This is a genomic window from Streptomyces stelliscabiei (genome assembly GCF_014873495.1).
In the GTDB taxonomy this organism is placed as follows: Bacteria; Actinomycetota; Actinomycetes; order Streptomycetales; family Streptomycetaceae; genus Streptomyces; species Streptomyces bottropensis.
Genome location: NZ_JADBGF010000001.1, coordinates 8,104,133 through 8,119,620 on the forward strand (window position 1 = coordinate 8,104,133; position 15,488 = coordinate 8,119,620).

At 71.4% G+C, this 15,488-nt stretch carries 14 protein-coding genes; 7 read left to right on the forward strand and 7 right to left on the reverse strand.

The window, feature by feature from the left end; genetic code table 11:
• Window positions 1-7: 7 nt before the first annotated feature.
• Window positions 8-2,518, reverse strand: a complete 2,511-nt coding sequence (locus H4687_RS35685; RefSeq protein ID WP_225966926.1) for a Pls/PosA family non-ribosomal peptide synthetase — start codon at window positions 2,516-2,518, stop codon at window positions 8-10.
• Window positions 2,519-3,095: 577 nt separating this feature from the next.
• Here H4687_RS35685 and H4687_RS35690 point away from each other — a divergent pair.
• Both H4687_RS35690 and H4687_RS35695 read left to right on the forward strand, forming a co-directional pair.
• Entirely contained in the window at window positions 3,096-4,220 is a 1,125-nt protein-coding gene (locus H4687_RS35690) for a YihY/virulence factor BrkB family protein (protein ID WP_179859985.1), read from the forward strand.
• Window positions 4,221-4,338: 118 nt separating this feature from the next.
• Window positions 4,339-5,037, forward strand: a complete 699-nt coding sequence (locus H4687_RS35695; RefSeq protein ID WP_097249150.1) for a helix-turn-helix transcriptional regulator — start codon at window positions 4,339-4,341, stop codon at window positions 5,035-5,037.
• Between the two features lie 70 nt (window positions 5,038-5,107).
• Here the strand turns inward: H4687_RS35695 and H4687_RS35700 are convergent, their stop codons facing one another.
• Window positions 5,108-5,512 (reverse strand): VOC family protein, encoded by a 405-nt coding sequence (locus tag H4687_RS35700; RefSeq protein WP_225966927.1) that lies wholly within the window; start codon window positions 5,510-5,512, stop codon window positions 5,108-5,110.
• A 140-nt stretch (window positions 5,513-5,652) separates the two neighbouring features.
• On the opposite strand from H4687_RS35700, the gene H4687_RS35705 reads away from it, so the two are divergent.
• Window positions 5,653-6,330 carry a hypothetical protein gene (locus tag H4687_RS35705; RefSeq protein ID WP_046918900.1) on the forward strand — a complete coding sequence of 226 codons (678 nt, stop codon included), beginning with the start codon at window positions 5,653-5,655 and terminating at the stop codon, window positions 6,328-6,330.
• 43 nt (window positions 6,331-6,373) lie between these two features.
• Here H4687_RS35705 and H4687_RS35710 read toward each other — a convergent pair whose 3' ends face one another.
• The 3 genes from H4687_RS35710 to H4687_RS35720 all read right to left on the reverse strand — a co-directional run bounded on the left by H4687_RS35710 (window position 6,374) and on the right by H4687_RS35720 (window position 10,578).
• Window positions 6,374-7,978, reverse strand: coding sequence for an alkaline phosphatase family protein (locus H4687_RS35710; RefSeq protein WP_063778563.1), 1,605 nt, complete (start codon window positions 7,976-7,978; stop codon window positions 6,374-6,376).
• Between the two features lie 843 nt (window positions 7,979-8,821).
• Window positions 8,822-9,862, reverse strand: coding sequence for a LacI family DNA-binding transcriptional regulator (locus H4687_RS35715; RefSeq protein ID WP_046916186.1), 1,041 nt, complete (start codon window positions 9,860-9,862; stop codon window positions 8,822-8,824).
• 269 nt (window positions 9,863-10,131) lie between these two features.
• Window positions 10,132-10,578, reverse strand: coding sequence for a DUF1772 domain-containing protein (locus H4687_RS35720; RefSeq protein ID WP_046916185.1), 447 nt, complete (start codon window positions 10,576-10,578; stop codon window positions 10,132-10,134).
• A gap of 90 nt (window positions 10,579-10,668) precedes the next feature.
• On the opposite strand from H4687_RS35720, the gene H4687_RS35725 reads away from it, so the two are divergent.
• Window positions 10,669-11,250 (forward strand): TetR/AcrR family transcriptional regulator, encoded by a 582-nt coding sequence (locus H4687_RS35725; RefSeq protein ID WP_046916184.1) that lies wholly within the window; start codon window positions 10,669-10,671, stop codon window positions 11,248-11,250.
• A gap of 244 nt (window positions 11,251-11,494) precedes the next feature.
• Here H4687_RS35725 and H4687_RS35730 read toward each other — a convergent pair whose 3' ends face one another.
• Entirely contained in the window at window positions 11,495-11,926 is a 432-nt protein-coding gene (locus H4687_RS35730) for a beta-xylosidase family glycoside hydrolase (protein ID WP_050398085.1), read from the reverse strand.
• A gap of 35 nt (window positions 11,927-11,961) precedes the next feature.
• Between H4687_RS35730 and H4687_RS46855 the strand changes: the two genes are divergently transcribed.
• The gene (locus tag H4687_RS46855; protein ID WP_306458988.1) at window positions 11,962-12,144 is read left to right on the forward strand and encodes a hypothetical protein; all 183 of its coding nucleotides are present in this window, start codon (window positions 11,962-11,964) and stop codon (window positions 12,142-12,144) included.
• Between the two features lie 45 nt (window positions 12,145-12,189).
• Window positions 12,190-13,791 (forward strand): carboxylesterase/lipase family protein, encoded by a 1,602-nt coding sequence (locus tag H4687_RS35740; protein ID WP_050398086.1) that lies wholly within the window; start codon window positions 12,190-12,192, stop codon window positions 13,789-13,791.
• 6 nt (window positions 13,792-13,797) lie between these two features.
• Here the strand turns inward: H4687_RS35740 and H4687_RS35745 are convergent, their stop codons facing one another.
• Window positions 13,798-14,556 carry a GbsR/MarR family transcriptional regulator gene (locus tag H4687_RS35745; protein WP_046915635.1) on the reverse strand — a complete coding sequence of 253 codons (759 nt, stop codon included), beginning with the start codon at window positions 14,554-14,556 and terminating at the stop codon, window positions 13,798-13,800.
• A gap of 221 nt (window positions 14,557-14,777) precedes the next feature.
• Between H4687_RS35745 and H4687_RS35750 the strand changes: the two genes are divergently transcribed.
• Complete coding sequence (locus H4687_RS35750; protein WP_046915636.1) at window positions 14,778-15,449, forward strand: DUF4097 family beta strand repeat-containing protein; 672 nt, start codon at window positions 14,778-14,780, stop codon at window positions 15,447-15,449.
• The last annotated feature ends 39 nt before the right edge of the window (window positions 15,450-15,488 follow it).

Below are 15,488 nucleotides of genomic sequence, written 5' to 3' on the forward strand. Positions count from 1 at the left end.
CCCCGATTCACCGTGTTCCGGTGTTCTCCGTGGCCGGGTTCCCGCCCCAGCGCGCGTGCGGCGGTACCTCCTCGCCCTTCATCAGGAAGGAGTCGGGCGCGAGCACGGCTCCTTCGCCGAGGACGACGCCGTAGTGGACGAACGCCCCGACCTCCAGCGTGCTGCCGGCGCCGATCGTGACGTGGTCGGACTTGAAGGTGCCGTCCTCCTGCGAATGCGCCTGGATCTTGCTCCCGGCGGCGAGCGTGCAGTCGTCCCCGACGGCCGTCAGGGTCCGCTCGGTGATGTACACCCCGTCGTCGAAGACCCGGCGCCCGATCCGCACCCCCAGCAGCCGCCAGACGAGACTCTTGTAGGGGGTGCCGTTGAGCACCTCCAGGTGGGCGTCCGGCAGCTTCCACAGCCGCTCCTGCCGCCAGAAGACCGGGTCGTAGATGGAGCACAGCCTCGGCCGCAGCGGCCGGAAGCGCGTCAGGGACCTCTCCACCAGCGCGTGGTACAGGACGGTGAACACCAGCGCCGCCAGGGGCAGCGCGGCGAGCGCGAGCAGCCCGGCCGGGCCGTCCCCGTGGCCGTACAGGTCGAAGGCCGCGAAGCCGAGCACGGTGAGCGCGAAGGCGTGCAGCCAGCGCAGGAACAGGAACAGCCCCATCGAGCGCAGGTTGAAGCGGTTCTTCGCGGCGAGGCGCCGGCGCAGCTCCTCGCCCTCGCGCAGATGGTCGAAGCGGCTGTCGCGCTCCACCGAACGGGGGATCTCGAAGGGCGGCGAGCCGAGCAGTCCGACCCCTTCGCGGATCTCGCCGTCGAGCGGCACCAGCACCTTCGTGGCCAGCAGACAGTTCTCGCCGGTCCGCCCGCCCACCGGGTAGGCGATGGCGTTGCCCAGGAAGTTGTGCCCGCCGATCGCCGTCCGGGACACCCGGAACGAGGTGGAGGAGTAGTCCGCGTTCATGACCGACAGACCGTCCGCGACCATCGTGCCCGCGCCGACCTTCACCAGGTACGGCGTCTCGTGCCGCACCTCGGTCCCGAAGTTGGAGCCGGTCTGCTCGACGTGTGAGAGGTCGTATCCGAGGGCCCCGAGGCAGGGGACGATGTAGGAGCTGTCGCCGCACAGCCAGGTGAAGAACCTGAGGTTGGTCAGCCGGGCGACCGTGCGGTGCACCGAGTAGTGGAAGCCGTAGAGCCGATAGGTGCGGTCCGGCTTCACCAGCGGGCGCAGCAGCCGCGGTACGACGAACACGGCGACGGCGGCCGCGACGACGGAGCCGGCGAACAGCGCGAGCGACAGGGTCGCCGCCTCGGCGTAGAAGCGGGCGGTGGTGAGGTGCAGTGACGCCGGGTCGAGCAGGGTGTGCAGCGCGGGGGCGGCGGTGAGCAGCAGACAGGTGCCGCCGACGGTCAGCGGCACGTACAGCAGCAGCGCCTGGAGCAGGGCGGTGAGGCCGTATCCGGCCCGCCGGAGCGTGCCGCAGGGGAGCGGTGCGACCCGGATGTGGTCCACGTCCGTGCGCCGGGCCGGTGAGCCGTGCCAGCTCTCTCCGGCCGGGACCGATTCGCCGTCGCGCAGCGCGGAGGAGTGGCCGAGCTGGGAGCCGTCGCCCAGGGCGGTGCCGATGTCGAGGACGGTGTGCTCGCCGACGAAGACGTCCCGGCCGAGGGTGACGGGGCCGGTGCGGATGCGCCCGGCGCGCGCCCGGTAGCAGAGGAAGGAGGAGTCCTTGCGGATCACCGTGCCCGCGCCGATCGTCAGCAGGTCGGTGCAGACCGGGAGGGTGCGGCTGAGGACGGTGACGCCCGGTCCGATGCGGGCGCCGAGGGCGCGCAGGTACAGCACGTACAGCGGGTTGCCGACGAACAGGAGCATCGGGCTGGTGCGCAGCAGCGCCTTGACGATCCAGAACCGCAGGTACGCCGGGCCCCAGACGGGGAACTCCACGGGCTTCCACCGCCCGATCAGCAGCCATTTGGCGGCGACCGGCAGGACGCACAGGGCGGACACGGCGAGCGCGCCGAAGACCGCCGAGCGCAGGTAGACCGCGAGGAACCCCGAGGCGTCCGCCACCCACTCGTACCCCTGTACGTAGCCGGTGGTGGCCAGGAGGCAGTACCCGGCGAAGAGGAGCAACTGCAGGGCCCCGCAGAGGGTGTAGCGGAAGGTGCTGCCCGGGGGCACGGGCTCGGCGGGCGGCGATGGGGCGGCCGGCGTCGCGGGGGCCTTCGTCAGCGCGGCGGCGAGGCTGCGGAGGGTGGGGTGGCCGTAGACGTCCCGGATGGACACCGACGGCAGTTCGGGGTGCTTTCTGACCCGGGCGCAGAAGTGCGCCATCGTCAGCGAGTTGGCACCGAGATCGTCGAAGAAATGACTTTCTGCGGATATGTGTTCGACGCAAGTGACGTCGGCCAGGAGTTCGGCCATGAGCCGTTCGGTGGCGGTGTACGATTCCGCGGCGTCCGGCTCGGCCCCCTGGGCCTCGCCCGGTATTTCCACCACGGGTCGTGGCGCTGGCAATGTCATTGAATTTCTCCGCGACAGGTATGGCGATGGAAGGCGCCCGGGGGTGAACGGGACGGCGCGCGGAATGACAGAAGGAGGGGGAGTTGCGGGGAGGGTTGCGGAAATCAAATGCGGTGACGTGTGGGACGGAACCGATCGGGCCTGCTCGGGGCCTGGACGAGTTCCCCGGCGCGCGCTGTGCCGGCGGCTGGTCCGGATGGGCGCAGCGGAATGCAATCCGGATTCTTTCGGTACATTCGGGAACGGGTCAAGCGGGGCCGGACGATTGACGCTTTCCCGCCCCTTTCCCGATCACTTCGGACGTGTCGGACCCGAACCCGCCCCACACCTAAGCGGGAAACTTTCCGAGGAATGACACGAATGCGCCCGAACGTTCACCTTCCGGCCCCGTAGTGATTCGGCCAGCACGTTCATGACAGAAAAGGCGATTCGGAATCACCTTTGGTTTCTCCTGGGTTTCCCTTTGTTTGCTGCCCCGTCACGCGACCGGAGGGAACCGTGCGCCGCACGCGGACTCGGCCGCGGCCGACGGCACCGGGAGGTGAGGGTGACACGCGCAGGCGGATACCTTTAGGGCGTGCAGCCAGCAAGTCAGTCGCCCCCACCGCCCGAGAGCCCGCATGGGCGTCTCCACCGCGCGCGTGCCCTCTACCGGGACGTGTCCAAGCGCAGGACCGCCTGGCTGCTCCTGAAGGACACCGTCAACTCCTGCATCGAGTACCGCATCCTGGGCCTCGCGGCCGAGGCGGCGTTCTTCTCGCTGCTCTCCGTGCCGCCGCTGCTGCTCAGCATGATCGGCCTGCTCGGCTACGTCGACGACTGGACCGGCGCCGACACCATCGCCAGCCTGGAGCTGAACCTCCTGGAGGCCTCGCGCACCGTCCTGTCCGAGAAGGGGGTCGCGCAGATCGCGCAGCCCATCCTGGACGACGTGATGAAGGGCGGTCGCCCCGACGTCATCTCCATAGGCTTCCTGTTCGCCCTGTGGTCCGGCTCCCGTGCGGTGAACGTCTTCATCGACACCATCACCGTCATGTACGGCCTCGACGGCGTCCGCGGCATCGTCAAGACCCGCCTGATGGCGTTCCTGCTGTTCATCGTGGCCCTGCTGATCGGCTCGATCGCCCTGCCGCTGATGGTCGCCGGGCCCGACGCCGTCGTCCGGATCGTCCCGTGGTCGGCGACCGTGGTCCAGGTCCTCTACTGGCCCGTCGTGATCGTCCTGTCCATCGTCTTCCTGACGACGCTCTACCACGTGTCGGTGCCGGTCCGCTCGCCCTGGGTCGAGGACGTCCCCGGCGCCCTCGTCGCGCTCGGCATGTGGGTGCTCGGCAGCTTCCTGCTCCGCATCTACCTCTCCAACACGGTCGAGGGCGCGACGATCTACGGCTCCCTGGCCGCCGCCGTCGCGGTCCTGCTCTGGATCGGTGTGGGCGCCTTCGCCGTCCTCGTCGGCGCCGCCGTCAACGCCGCGATCGACCGTGTCTGGCCCGCCGCCGCCACGGCCGCCGCCCGCGCCGCCAACGAACGCCTCCGCGAGGAACAGGCCGCCGAGTACGTCGCCCGCGCCGCCGCCGCCCGCACCCACGACCCCGAGGACCCCGACATGCCCTCCGAGTTCCCGGAGCGCTGGTCCCGCTTCCTCCCCCCGGAGGACGTGACGTCGCGACTGCGGCCGCCGGTGAAGAAGGGGGAGGAGTAGGGCACGGGGAACCGCGATCAGCCACGGACGACCCGCGGCCGGCGCATCCCCCGCACCCCACGCCGCTCGGCGTGCCCGGCCCCGGACGGCCGGTGGCCACAGGCGTAGCCTCTTGCGTGTGTACGCGGAGAGGGCTTCTCGGCTGGGTGGCGGGGCCGTCGTGTGGACGAGCGCTCCCGACGGCCCGGATGGGGCCGGCCCCGGGCGGGTACTGCCGGACGGGTGCATGGACCTGCTGTGGAACGACGGGCGGCTGCTGGTCGCCGGTCCGGACACCAGGGCGTACGTCACCGAAGGGGCTCCGAGCAATTGGGCGGGCCTGCGGTTCTCTCCGGGTGTCGCGCCCGCCTTCCTCGGCGTACCGGCGCACGAACTGCGCGACCGGCGGGTGGAACTGGGCGATCTGTGGTCCCCGGCGGTCGTGCGACGGCTCACCGCCCGGGTGGACGCGGCGCGTGATCCGGCGAGCGGGCTGGAGGAGGTGGTCCTGGAGCGGGCGGCCGAGGTGCGCCGGCCCGATCCGGTCCTGCGGCAGATCGTCACCGACCTCGACGCGGGGCGGTCCGTCGCGGCGACCGCCGACCGACTCGGCCTGGGAGCCCGGCAGTTGCACCGCCGGTCGCTCGTCGCCTTCGGGTACGGACCCAAGACGCTGGCGCGGGTGCTCCGGATGCGGCGGGCGCTCGCGCTCGCCCGGGACGGACTGCCCTTCGCCGAGACGGCCGCCCGGACCGGCTACGCCGACCAGGCGCATCTGGCCCGTGATGTCAGGGAGTTGACGGGGCTGCCGCTCGGCGAACTGCTCGCCGGCCGGTAGCGCGGCGGGCGTCCCGCTCGGCACCCGGCTGTCGCTGTCGCCCGGTGAGCGCGGGGAGCGGTCCGGCCGGTCACCCGGTGGCGGGTTCCGGCAGGGGTGCGAAGAGGTCGACGCCATGGCCGTCGGGGTCGAGGATCACGGCGTACCGCTGGCCCCACACCGCGTCCCACGGCTTGAGTTCGCCCCGGTACCCCGAGTCCACCAACTCCTCGTACACCGCGTCGACCTCGGCCGGACTGTCGCACAGCAGGGCGAGCCCGGCGCCGCCACCCGTTCCCGGGCGGTACCCCGGGTGGAAGGAGCGGACGGTCTCCTCGGTGTCCAGCAGCAGCCGCAGTCCGCCGGGCAGATGGGCCTCGGCGTGCGGCAGGTTCTCGGCGCCTTCCGGGAAGGCGAAACCGAGCCGACGGTAAAAGGCGACGGAGGCGGCCATGTCCGAGGCCACCATCCCGATCGCGTCGAGTCGTGGAGTCATACGGTCACCGTAGGCGGACCGGTGACGGCCGGTCTTGAAGGAATCGGACACGGACCCCGCAGGAACGGTGTGAGTAAGCGCTCTCACGCGTACGGACTCTTCGGCCCACCTGTGGAACAGCTGTGCGGCAGGATGTGGGCATGCACATGCCCCGTACCGCGCGTGTCCTGCTGCCCCTGGCGCTGCTGCCGTCGCTGCTGCTCACCGCCTGCGGGACGGACAAGGTCGTGGACACGGGCCGTGCGCCCCTGGCGCCGGTCCCCGACCGGGCGGAGTTGACCGCTCGGGCCGAGGCGCTGGGCCTCGCGCCGGGGCTCGTCTACGTCACCGAGGCCCCGGGATTCACGCTGGCCCGCCAGTCGGTCGGCGTGTACGGCGCCGACGGTTTCTCCGCCGCCTACTGGTCCCGGAGGAACAGCGCCCAACTCCTGCTCCACGTCGACCGAGGCACGATGACCGCCGAGAACTGCCCCGAACGTCCGCTCGGCCGGGGCACCGAGGGGCCGGTCGACTGTGAGCGCGACGGGGACGCCTGGTACCGCACCTCGGTGGGGCAGCACGAGTACGCGGTGCCGCGGGACGGGCACCTCGTCCTGATCAGCGCCGCCACGGACGCCGTCGACCGCGCCACCCTGCGGGCCGCCGCCCGGGCCGCCCACCGCCCCACCGACGCCGAACTGGCCTGCATCCTCCCGCGCCGCCATCACGACGAGCCCCGGCCCCTCTCGCCCTCGCACGACGGGCAGCCGGCCGAACGCGGCGACCTCCCCCCGGTGGGCGACGGGGCACCCGACAACGAGGTGGGCACCTCGGGGTGAGCCCGGACCCGCCGCACCGGGGCGGGCGAGCCCGCCGGACCTCCTACGGCGCGGTCTCCCCCTGCGGGCCGAACGCCGTCATGAAGCGGTCGCGGAACTTGTCCATCCGCCACACCGGGGTGTTGCCGGCCGGCTGGAGACCGTCGGTCCAGCCCCAGTCGGCGACCTTCTTCAGCACCTCGGGGTCCTTGGCGACGATCGAGACCGGCACGTCATGGCTGGGGTTGTCGCCGGTGACCGTCTTGTTGGGCTGGTGGTCACCGAGGAAGACCAGCACGGTGTCCCGGGAGCCGTGCTTCGCGACGAAGTCGACGAGGCTGCTCACCGAGTACTGGATCGACTTGCGGTACTCGTCCCGTACGGCCAGCGGGTCCTTCCAGACCTCCGTGGGGTTCTTGCCCTCGGCCTTCTGCAGCGAGTGGTAGACCGACCCGTCGCCGACCTGGTCGTCGGGGATCGTGCGCGGGATCGGTGCCCACGGGTTGTGGCTGGAGGTCAGGATGATCTCCGCCATCATCGGCCCGCGGTCCTTTTTGCCGTGCTCCAACTCCTCGAAGGCCTTCAGCGTGTACTGGTCGGGCATGGTCGACCAGCTGAACTTCGGTCCCCTGTAGCCGAGTTGGTCGGAGTCGTAGATGTGGTTGAGGCCGAAGTACTTGCCCTCGGGCCAGGCCATCTGGGTGCCCGGCACGACACCGACCGTGCGCCAGGCGCCGGTTCGACGGAACGCCTCGGTCAGGGTGAGCCGGTCGCTCGCGACGAGGTTGGCGTAACGCGACTGGTTCTTGATCCACAGACCGGACAGGAACGTGGAGTGGCCCAGCCAGCTGCCGGCGCCGGTGATGGGGGAGCGCAGCCAGCCGCTCTGCGACGCGTAACCGGCGTCCTTCAGCTCCTGCGTCTTCTGCGCGAGCGTCTGGCTGAGCGGCTCACCCATCCGCGGGTCGTCGATCGCGGAGCGGCCGTAGCTCTCGATGAACGTGATCAGTACGTCCTTGCCGCGCAGCCCCGTCAGGAGCTGGTCGGGCGGCACGTCCGCGAAGGCGTCCACCGCGGACTGCTTACGGAACGCCTCCCCGTCCTTCAGTCCGTCGTTCACCGCCTCGATCCGGTTCTCCACGAGCGTCGCCGCGCTGTGCGAGGCCACCGGGACGTCGGCCACCTCCAGCGTCAGCGTCGAACACGTGATCCATGCGGTGCCCAGGACGAGCAGCGTACGGCCGGCCGTGTGCCGGTGGCGCACCATCAGCCTGCTGATCCGCACGACCGCCAGCGTCATCAGCACCGGCAGCGCCAGCGCGAGGAGGATCACCCCGACCGTCGCGGCCTGCGCGGCGGCGCCGCCGAGCGAGTCCTTCATGAACGACTGCGCGTCGTCCAGCAGGATCCAGTCGAGCACCAGGTCGAACGGGCGGTCCAGGGTCCAGTACGACCCCATGTCCAGCACCTTGACGATCGTCAGCAGCCCGAGCAGGACCCCGACCACCACCACCGCCACGCGCCGCGCCTTCGTCGGCAGGACGAGCAGCAGCCCGGCCACGAGGATGCCCTCCGCCGGGATCCGCAGGAAGCGCCCGAACTCGATGCGGGTGATGTCGTTCGGCACGAGCAGCGCGAACATGACGAGCGCGACGGCCAGCCCGGTCACGGCCCAGGTGAGGGCCCGCGCGGCCCGGGGGTGCGCGACCCGCCAGCCGGAGGGGGCTGCGGCGGGGGTCGGCGAGGGGGAGGGGGAGGGAGACGGGGAGGGGGCAGGGGCCGATGTCGCGGTTGGCTCTGGTTGCGCGTCGGGGGCCGACTCCTGCTCCGGTTCCGATTCCGGTTCCGGTTCCGGATTCCGATCCGGGTTCGACCCTGGGTCCGACGTCTGCTCCGATGCCGAATCCGGTTCCGTCATCGGCTCCGGTTCTGGCTCGGCCTCCGTCATCGGTTCCGACTTCGTCGCCGGCTCCGACTCGGTCTGCGTCTCTGCTTCGGGCGCGGATTCCGTCCTGGACCCGGACTTGGACCCGGACTTCGCCTCGGACTTCGCCTCGGACTTGGCTTTGGCCGCCGGCTCGGCCTCGGGCTCGGACGTGGCCTCGGGCTCCGGCTCGGTCTCGACGCCAGGGGCCGGCTCTGTCTCCGTACCGGCTTCCGCCGTTGCCTGTTCGCCCGCCGTCGCCGTCACTGCCGCGTCCGGGGAACCCGCTTCCGACGTCGGCTCCGGAGGGGCGGCTTCGTCGGGGGTTTTGTCGTCGTCCGGTGCCGGTGTCGGTCCCGGAAGCTGCGGAGAGCGTATGTGCGACAACCCGAAGGTCCTTCCCTGTGGAGCATGTCGAGCTCGGTGCTGGTGGCGCGGAGTGGGCCGGGGCCGGTGCGGCCGCGGAACACCCGAGGGGCGATCCCTATGCGTACGGTCGCACGACGCCCACCGTTCACCGGAACTCAGGGTCGCCGCAACCACTTGACCGAACCAAAACACACCAGGCTCCCACCCGTGCCGACCTGCTCAGGCCGAGCGCGGCACCCCCGTGCTGGACCGCTCCACCAGCCGCGTCGACAACTCCGTGCGTGTGCCCTCCGGTTGGTCGCCCTCCATCATCCGCACCAGCAGCCGGAGAGCGCTCTGGGCCATCTCCGAGAGCGGCTGGCGGACGGTCGTCAGCCCGGGAGTCGCCCAGCGGGCCTCGGGAAGGTCGTCGAATCCGACCACGCTGATGTCGTCCGGCACGCGCAGTCCCCGCTCGGCCAGCGCCTCGTACACCCCGAGAGCCATCTTGTCCGAGCAGACGAACACGGCGGTGGGCGGCTCGGGAAGATCGAGCAGCTGGAGCATGCGGTGGTGGGCGGTGGTCTCCATGAAGTTGCCGTAACGGACGTACTCCGGCCGGTACGGGATCCGTGCGGCCGTCAGCGCCGAGCGGTAGCCCGCCACCCGGGCGCTGCTGCACATCTTGCGCCGGTATCCGGCGATCACGGCGATCCGCTCGTGCCCCAGGGACAGCAGATGGTCGGTGGCGGTCATCCCGCCCTGCCAGTTGGCCGCGCCGACCGACACCACGCCCGGCGGCGGTTCCAGGACCGGGTCGATGAGCACGAACGGGATGCGGTGCTGGGTGAGCCAGGAGTACTGGGCGGGGGACAGCTCGGCGAGGTTGAACAGCACCCCCGCGGAACCCCGTGCGGTCAGCTTGTCGAACCAGCCGCGTTCGGGGCGGGCGCCCCGGGTGCGGGTCAGGCCCGCCGAGACCACGACCTCCAGGCCGGCGTCGTGGGCGGCCTGTTCGACACCGTGCAGGACCGCGCCCGACCAGGAACTCTCCAGGGAGTGGACCACCAGGTCGACCATGCGCGGCGGTTGCGACGCCTCGAACCGGGGTCTGCGGACGTAACCGAGCCGGTCCAACGCCTCGGTGACCCGGCGCCTGGTCTCCGGGGCCACGTCCTCGCGGCCGTTGACCACCTTCGAGGCGGTCGGCACGGACACCCCGGCCTCGCGTGCCACCACCGCCAGCGTCGGCCCGGCCGTCGCGCTCCCGCCACGCACCATCGCGACTCCACCTCTCAGGGCCCCGTCCCGAGGGCCGGTGAAATTTTCGAACAGCGTCTCTCGCACGGTGCAGGCGTGCACCGCGTAGCAAGCGCTTCCTACGGTAAGCCCAACTCAACACGGCGGGAAGAAGCGGGGATTCACAGGACCGCCCAGGCCAAAACTTTCGAAACTTCGAACAAGGAGGCCGAGGGGTGAGTGTCGACGAGCATCCCGGAAAGCGGGCCCTCGCCTCCCCCGGCTCGGGGACGCGAGGGCCCGCCGCCGCCTCAGACGAGGGCGGCGACCAGCAGGGTGAAGGCCGCGACGATGACGGCGACGCGGACGTAGTGGTAGCGCTCCCAGCGCTTCATCTGCTGCTTCCAGTCGTCGGGCCGGTTGTCGGGCGTCCAGGTCTTGCCCTGGTTGTTGATCGGCACGAGCAGCAGGATCGACATGATCACGCTGACGATCAGCAGCGCGCCGGCGGCGATGACGAGACCGGTGCCGTGGTGGTGCCACCCGGCGACGGCCCAGATGCCGACGAGGACGAGTGAGCCGATGTACCAGACCGGCATCACGGCGCCGAGCATCCGGCCCCCGTGGGAGCGGGCCTGCTGATTGCTGTCGTCCGGGAGGGCGTCGAAGATCCGGTTCATGACGAAGGCGACGGAGAACTCCACCCCCACCATCAGGCCGACGAGCACGGTGGTGACGACCTCAAGTGCGTTGAGCATGGCGACCCTCGCAATATCTAGTACTGCTAGCTGATGAGGCAACGCTAGTACTGCTACTGCTCCTTTGTCTAGCGGTGCTAGAGTCAAGGCATGTCGGTACAGGAACGCAAGCAGCGCGAGCGGGCGGAACGCGAGCGCCTCATCGTGGCGACGGCCCGTGAACTCGCCGAGCGGCAGGGCTGGGACGCGGTCACCACGCGTCGGCTCGCCGAGCGCATCGAATACAGCCAGCCCGTCCTCTACAGCCACTTCCGCGGCAAGCGCGAGATCATCGGCGCCGTCGCCCTGGAGGGCGCGGTCGAGATGGCCGCGGCGCTGCGGGCCGCCGTCTCCACGGCGGACGGCGGCCCTCGCGCCCGGGTCACCGCCCTCGCCCGCGCCTACCTGGACTTCGCCGAACGCAACCCGGCGGTCTACGACGCGATGTTCCAGCTCGACGGCGGCCTGGCGTTCGCGCAGGAGGACACACCGGAACCTCTCAAGGACGCCTTCGCCGCGCTGCTGGAGTGCCTCGGCGAGGTCGCCGGGGACGGCGTGGACCCGGGGCTGTTCACCGAGTTGTTCTGGGCGTCCCTGCACGGCGTGGCGACCCTGACCCGGTCGGGACGGGTGCCGCGGGAGTACGCCGAGCCGAGGGTGGAGCTGCTGGTCGCCCGGCTCGCCGCGGTCTGACCCTCCGTCCGGCGGGCAGGCGGCCGGGGATTCGACGACAGGTCCTAAGCCTCCGCGGCCTGCCCGCCGCCTCGCCACCGGTCGCTCGCGCCCGTCGCGAAGAGGCCGCCCCTCACCTGGGAGGCATCCGCTCCCGACCGGTGCGTCCTCCTGTCCTCGCCCGCCGCTCCGCCCACTCGTCCCACCCTTCACTCCGCTTTGCACACCAGCCGGAACCCGCTGAAGTCCGCGGTGAACTCCGCCGCTACCAGGTCCTGAGCGTGGATGCCGGCCAAGGTGCCGGTGAAGCGGAGCCGTAGTCGTCGGACAGGTGGGTGAAGTCCAGGACCGGTCCGATGGGGGTGCGGGTTCGTCGCGGAGGTGCCAGAAGGCCGCCTCCGCACCGTCGAGGTCGCCCCCGAGTGACGGGTCCCTCCGGGGCGACCTCGACGAGAGACATCTGCCGGGCCCCGTCCTCGTCGCGTTCGAGGAGGCTGGGCACGGTACGGCCCTCGCCTCGCCACTGCAGGCCGCGCTGCGGTTCCCCCTCGGGTTCGGCCCAGGTCAGGTCCAGGCAGAGGTACGAGGAGGTGTTGTAGCGCAGGGTGAGGCCGGCCGCCTCGTCGAAGGTACGCGGTCGGGCGTCCACGGTGACCTCCACCTCCGCCCGGTGCTCGGAGAGCCGCTGGGCCGGCACGGCGACGGGGCCTGTCCGTCCCGTACGTCACCGCCATGGCCGAACGGGTCCGTCCCGAGGGCGGCGGCGGTGACTACGGCTCGACCGGCGGCGGCTACGACCACCTGGGCTTCGGCACCCTGATACGCCCGATGACGCCGGACAGGCCCGTTGTCCCCCGAACGGCCGTCCGAAGACCCGGCACGACCGGAATACCGCGAGGGGATGTGGTGCTCTGAGGTGGACGACGGTCCACGAGCGGGCGGGCGTGAGGAGCTGGTGCGATGACGGCAGACCGGCAGGGCCCCGTGGTCAGGACACCGTACGGGCTCGTACGGGGCACGTACGAGCACGGGGACGGCCACGAGAACGGGATCGCGGTCTTCCGGGGCATCCCCTACGCGGCCCCGCCCTTCGGCCCCCACCGGTTCCGCCCGCCCGTCCCGCCCGAGCCCTGGGCGGGGGTGCGGGACGCCGTCGCCTTCGGGCCGACGCCTCCGAAGCCGCCGTACTCGGAGGCGTTCGCCCGCTGTCTGTCGGACCCCGTCGTCCCGGGCGACGACTGCCTCAACCTGAACGTGTGGACACCGGCCCCGGACCCCGCCGCCCGGCTGCCGGTCATGGTCTGGATCCACGGCGGTGCCCTCACCCGGGGATCGTCGGCGGTCCCGGTCTACGACGGTGCCGCCTTCGCCCGTGACGGTGTGGTGCTGGTGTCCCTCAACTACCGCCTGGGAGTGGAGGGTTACGGCCTCTTCCCGGACGCCCCGCCCAACCTCGGACTGCGTGACCAACTGGCCGCGCTGGAGTGGGTGCGCGAGGCGATCGCCGGGTTCGGCGGCGACCCTGACCGGGTGACCCTGGCCGGCCAGTCGGCGGGCGCCATCAGCGTCGGCGCGCTGCTGGCCGCCCCCCGCGCGCGGGGCCTGTTCCGGCGGGCGGTCCTGCAGAGCGGGCCGCCCGAGGCCCTGGACCGGGACAAGGTGCGCCGCATGGTCCGCCGGATGGCGACCCGACTGAAGGTCCCGGCGACCGCCGAGGCCTTCGCCGCCGTGGACCGGACCGCTCTCGTCGAGGCGCAGGCGGAGGCGGGCCGCCTCAGCAGTCCGGTGCTGGGCGGCCCCGCCTTCGGCCTCGTCGTCGACGGCGACCTGCTGCCCACCGATCCGCTGGAAGCCCTGACCGAGCACGGCGCGGCCCCCGGGACCGACCTCCTCATGGGCTGGACCCGCGACGAACACCGCCTCTGGCTCGTCCCCGGCGGCCTCCAGGAGCGTGTCGACCGGCTCGGCACGGTCGCCCTGGCCGGCGCGCGCGCCCGCTGCCGCTGCGGCCCCGAGCTGCCCCGCGGCTACCGCGAACTCCATCCCGACACGGGCACCGCCGACCTGGTCGGCCGGCTCGTCACCGACCACCTGCTGCGCGTCCCCCTGCACCGCGTGGCGGACGCCCGCCTCGACCACGCCCGGTCCTACCTCTACGAGTTCGCCTGGCCCTCCGGCACCCCCGCCCTCGGCTCCTGCCACGCCCTCGAACTCGGTTTCGTCTTCGACACCGGCGACACCTCGGCCTCCGCCAAGCTCGCCGGAGAGGACCCGCCGCACGACCTCGCCGCCGCCATGCACACCGCCTGGGTCCGCTTCGTCACGGAGGGCACCCCCGGCTGGCCCGCCTGGGACGCCACCCACCCGGTGCGCGTCTTCGACAGCCCGGTGGACGCGGACACCCCGGACGGCATCCGGATGGTCCTCGGTCCCTACGACCCCGAACTCGCTCTCTGGGACGCGGACGCCAGACGCCCCCGCAGAGTCCAGGGCGCGGGCACCTTCGTCATCTCCGGCGGAGGCCCGCTCCCGGCCCTGCGCCGCTTCCGCCGCAGTCCGTGATGTCCTCTAGCCGTGCTCCGGGCCGGGCTCGGCGGTCCCGTCGGCCACGGGCGTCCGGGGCTTGGTGTGGAGGATCTCGCGGGCCTGTTCCGCGGCGCGGACGGTGTTCTCGCTGACGAAGTCGAGGAAACGGGCCACGTTCTCCAGGCGTGCGGCGGCGGGAGTGCCGGTGCCGAGGACACCGACACCCTGACGGGCGGTCTCGACGATCTGGGAGATGGCGCGGGCGCTGGCGAGCATCGACTGGTACCAGACGTCGTCGTCGACGACGTAGCGCTCGCGGCGGCGCTCGCCCTGTTCCCGGCGGACCATGCCCTGGCCGTCGAGGAACGTGATCGCCTTGGAAATGGACGCGGGGCTCACCTGGAGGCGCTGGGCCAGCTCGGACGCGGTGAGGCTGCCGCTGTCGGTGAGCGTGAGGCAGGCCATCACCCGGGCCATCATCGTGGGCATCCCCGAGGCCGTCATGACGGCCGTGAAGGTCTCCTCGTACTCGCGTACGGCTTCGGCGTCGCGTCCGTGGGGCTGCTCGGGCGCCCGCGCGGAGAGGGGTGCGGTCGGGCGACGACGGTGGGCGCGGCGTTCGGTGGCGCGGTGGGCCAGCTCGGCGCGGTACCCGGTGGGGCCGCCGTTGCGCATCACCTCACGGGTGACCGTCGACGTCGGACGGTCGAGCTGTCTGGCGATCTCCGCGTAGGCGAGGCCGTCGGCCAGCCCGAGCGCGATCTGCCGTCGTTCCTGCTGAGTGAGCCTGCCTCCCGGCATCGCTGTCTCCTTCGTGCTCCGTGGTGCGCCCACTCTAGCGTTCACCTCAGTTCATTGCAACGTGACGCGTGCGTTTCGTTGCGTTAAGTTCGAACTCATCGCAACGAAATAGAGCCTCTGATCTGCATAAACGGTAGAGCTACGCAACGAGTATGTTGCTGAATCTGTGAATGCAACGTAGCTTTTCCATTGTCAGAAACAAGGACGCGAAGGAGAGAACGATGCAGAAGTTCGACACCCCCGCCCCGATCTCCGCGGTGCTGAACATCCCGGCCGGACACGTGCGGTTCATCGCCGCCGACCGGGTCGACACCACCGTCGAGGTCCGTCCCGCCAACGCCTCCAAGGACCGTGACGTCAAGGCCGCCGAGCGGACCACGGTCGACTATCGCGACGGAGTGCTGCGGATCGAGGCCCCCAAGGCGAAGAGCGAACTCCTCGGCCCCTCCGGAGCCCTGGAGGTCACGGTCCAGCTGCCCGCAGGCTCCCGGGTCGAGGCCACGGCGGCGGCCGCCGAGTTCCGCGGCGTCGGGCGGCTGGGCGAGGTCTCCATCGACGGCGCGCACGGTTCGGTCAAGTTCGACGAGGTCGCCGGCGCCCGTCTGGCCCTCCTGGCCGGCGACGCCCTGGTCGGCCGTCTGGACGGCCCCGCCGAGATCACCAGCGGCAAGGGCGACCTGCGCGTCACCGAGGCCACGGGCGGCACCGTCACCCTGCGCACCGGACACGGCGAGATCTCCGTCGGGGCCGCCGCCGGCGTCTCGGCCTCGCTGGACGCCTCCACCTCCTACGGCCGGATCCGCAACTCGCTCAGGAACGGCGAGGGCGCCGCCGCCCGGCTCGACATCAGCGCCACCACCGGCTACGGCGACATCACCGCCCGCAGCCTCTGACCCCCTGACTGCCACCCGTGACCTTCGAAGGAGCGACTC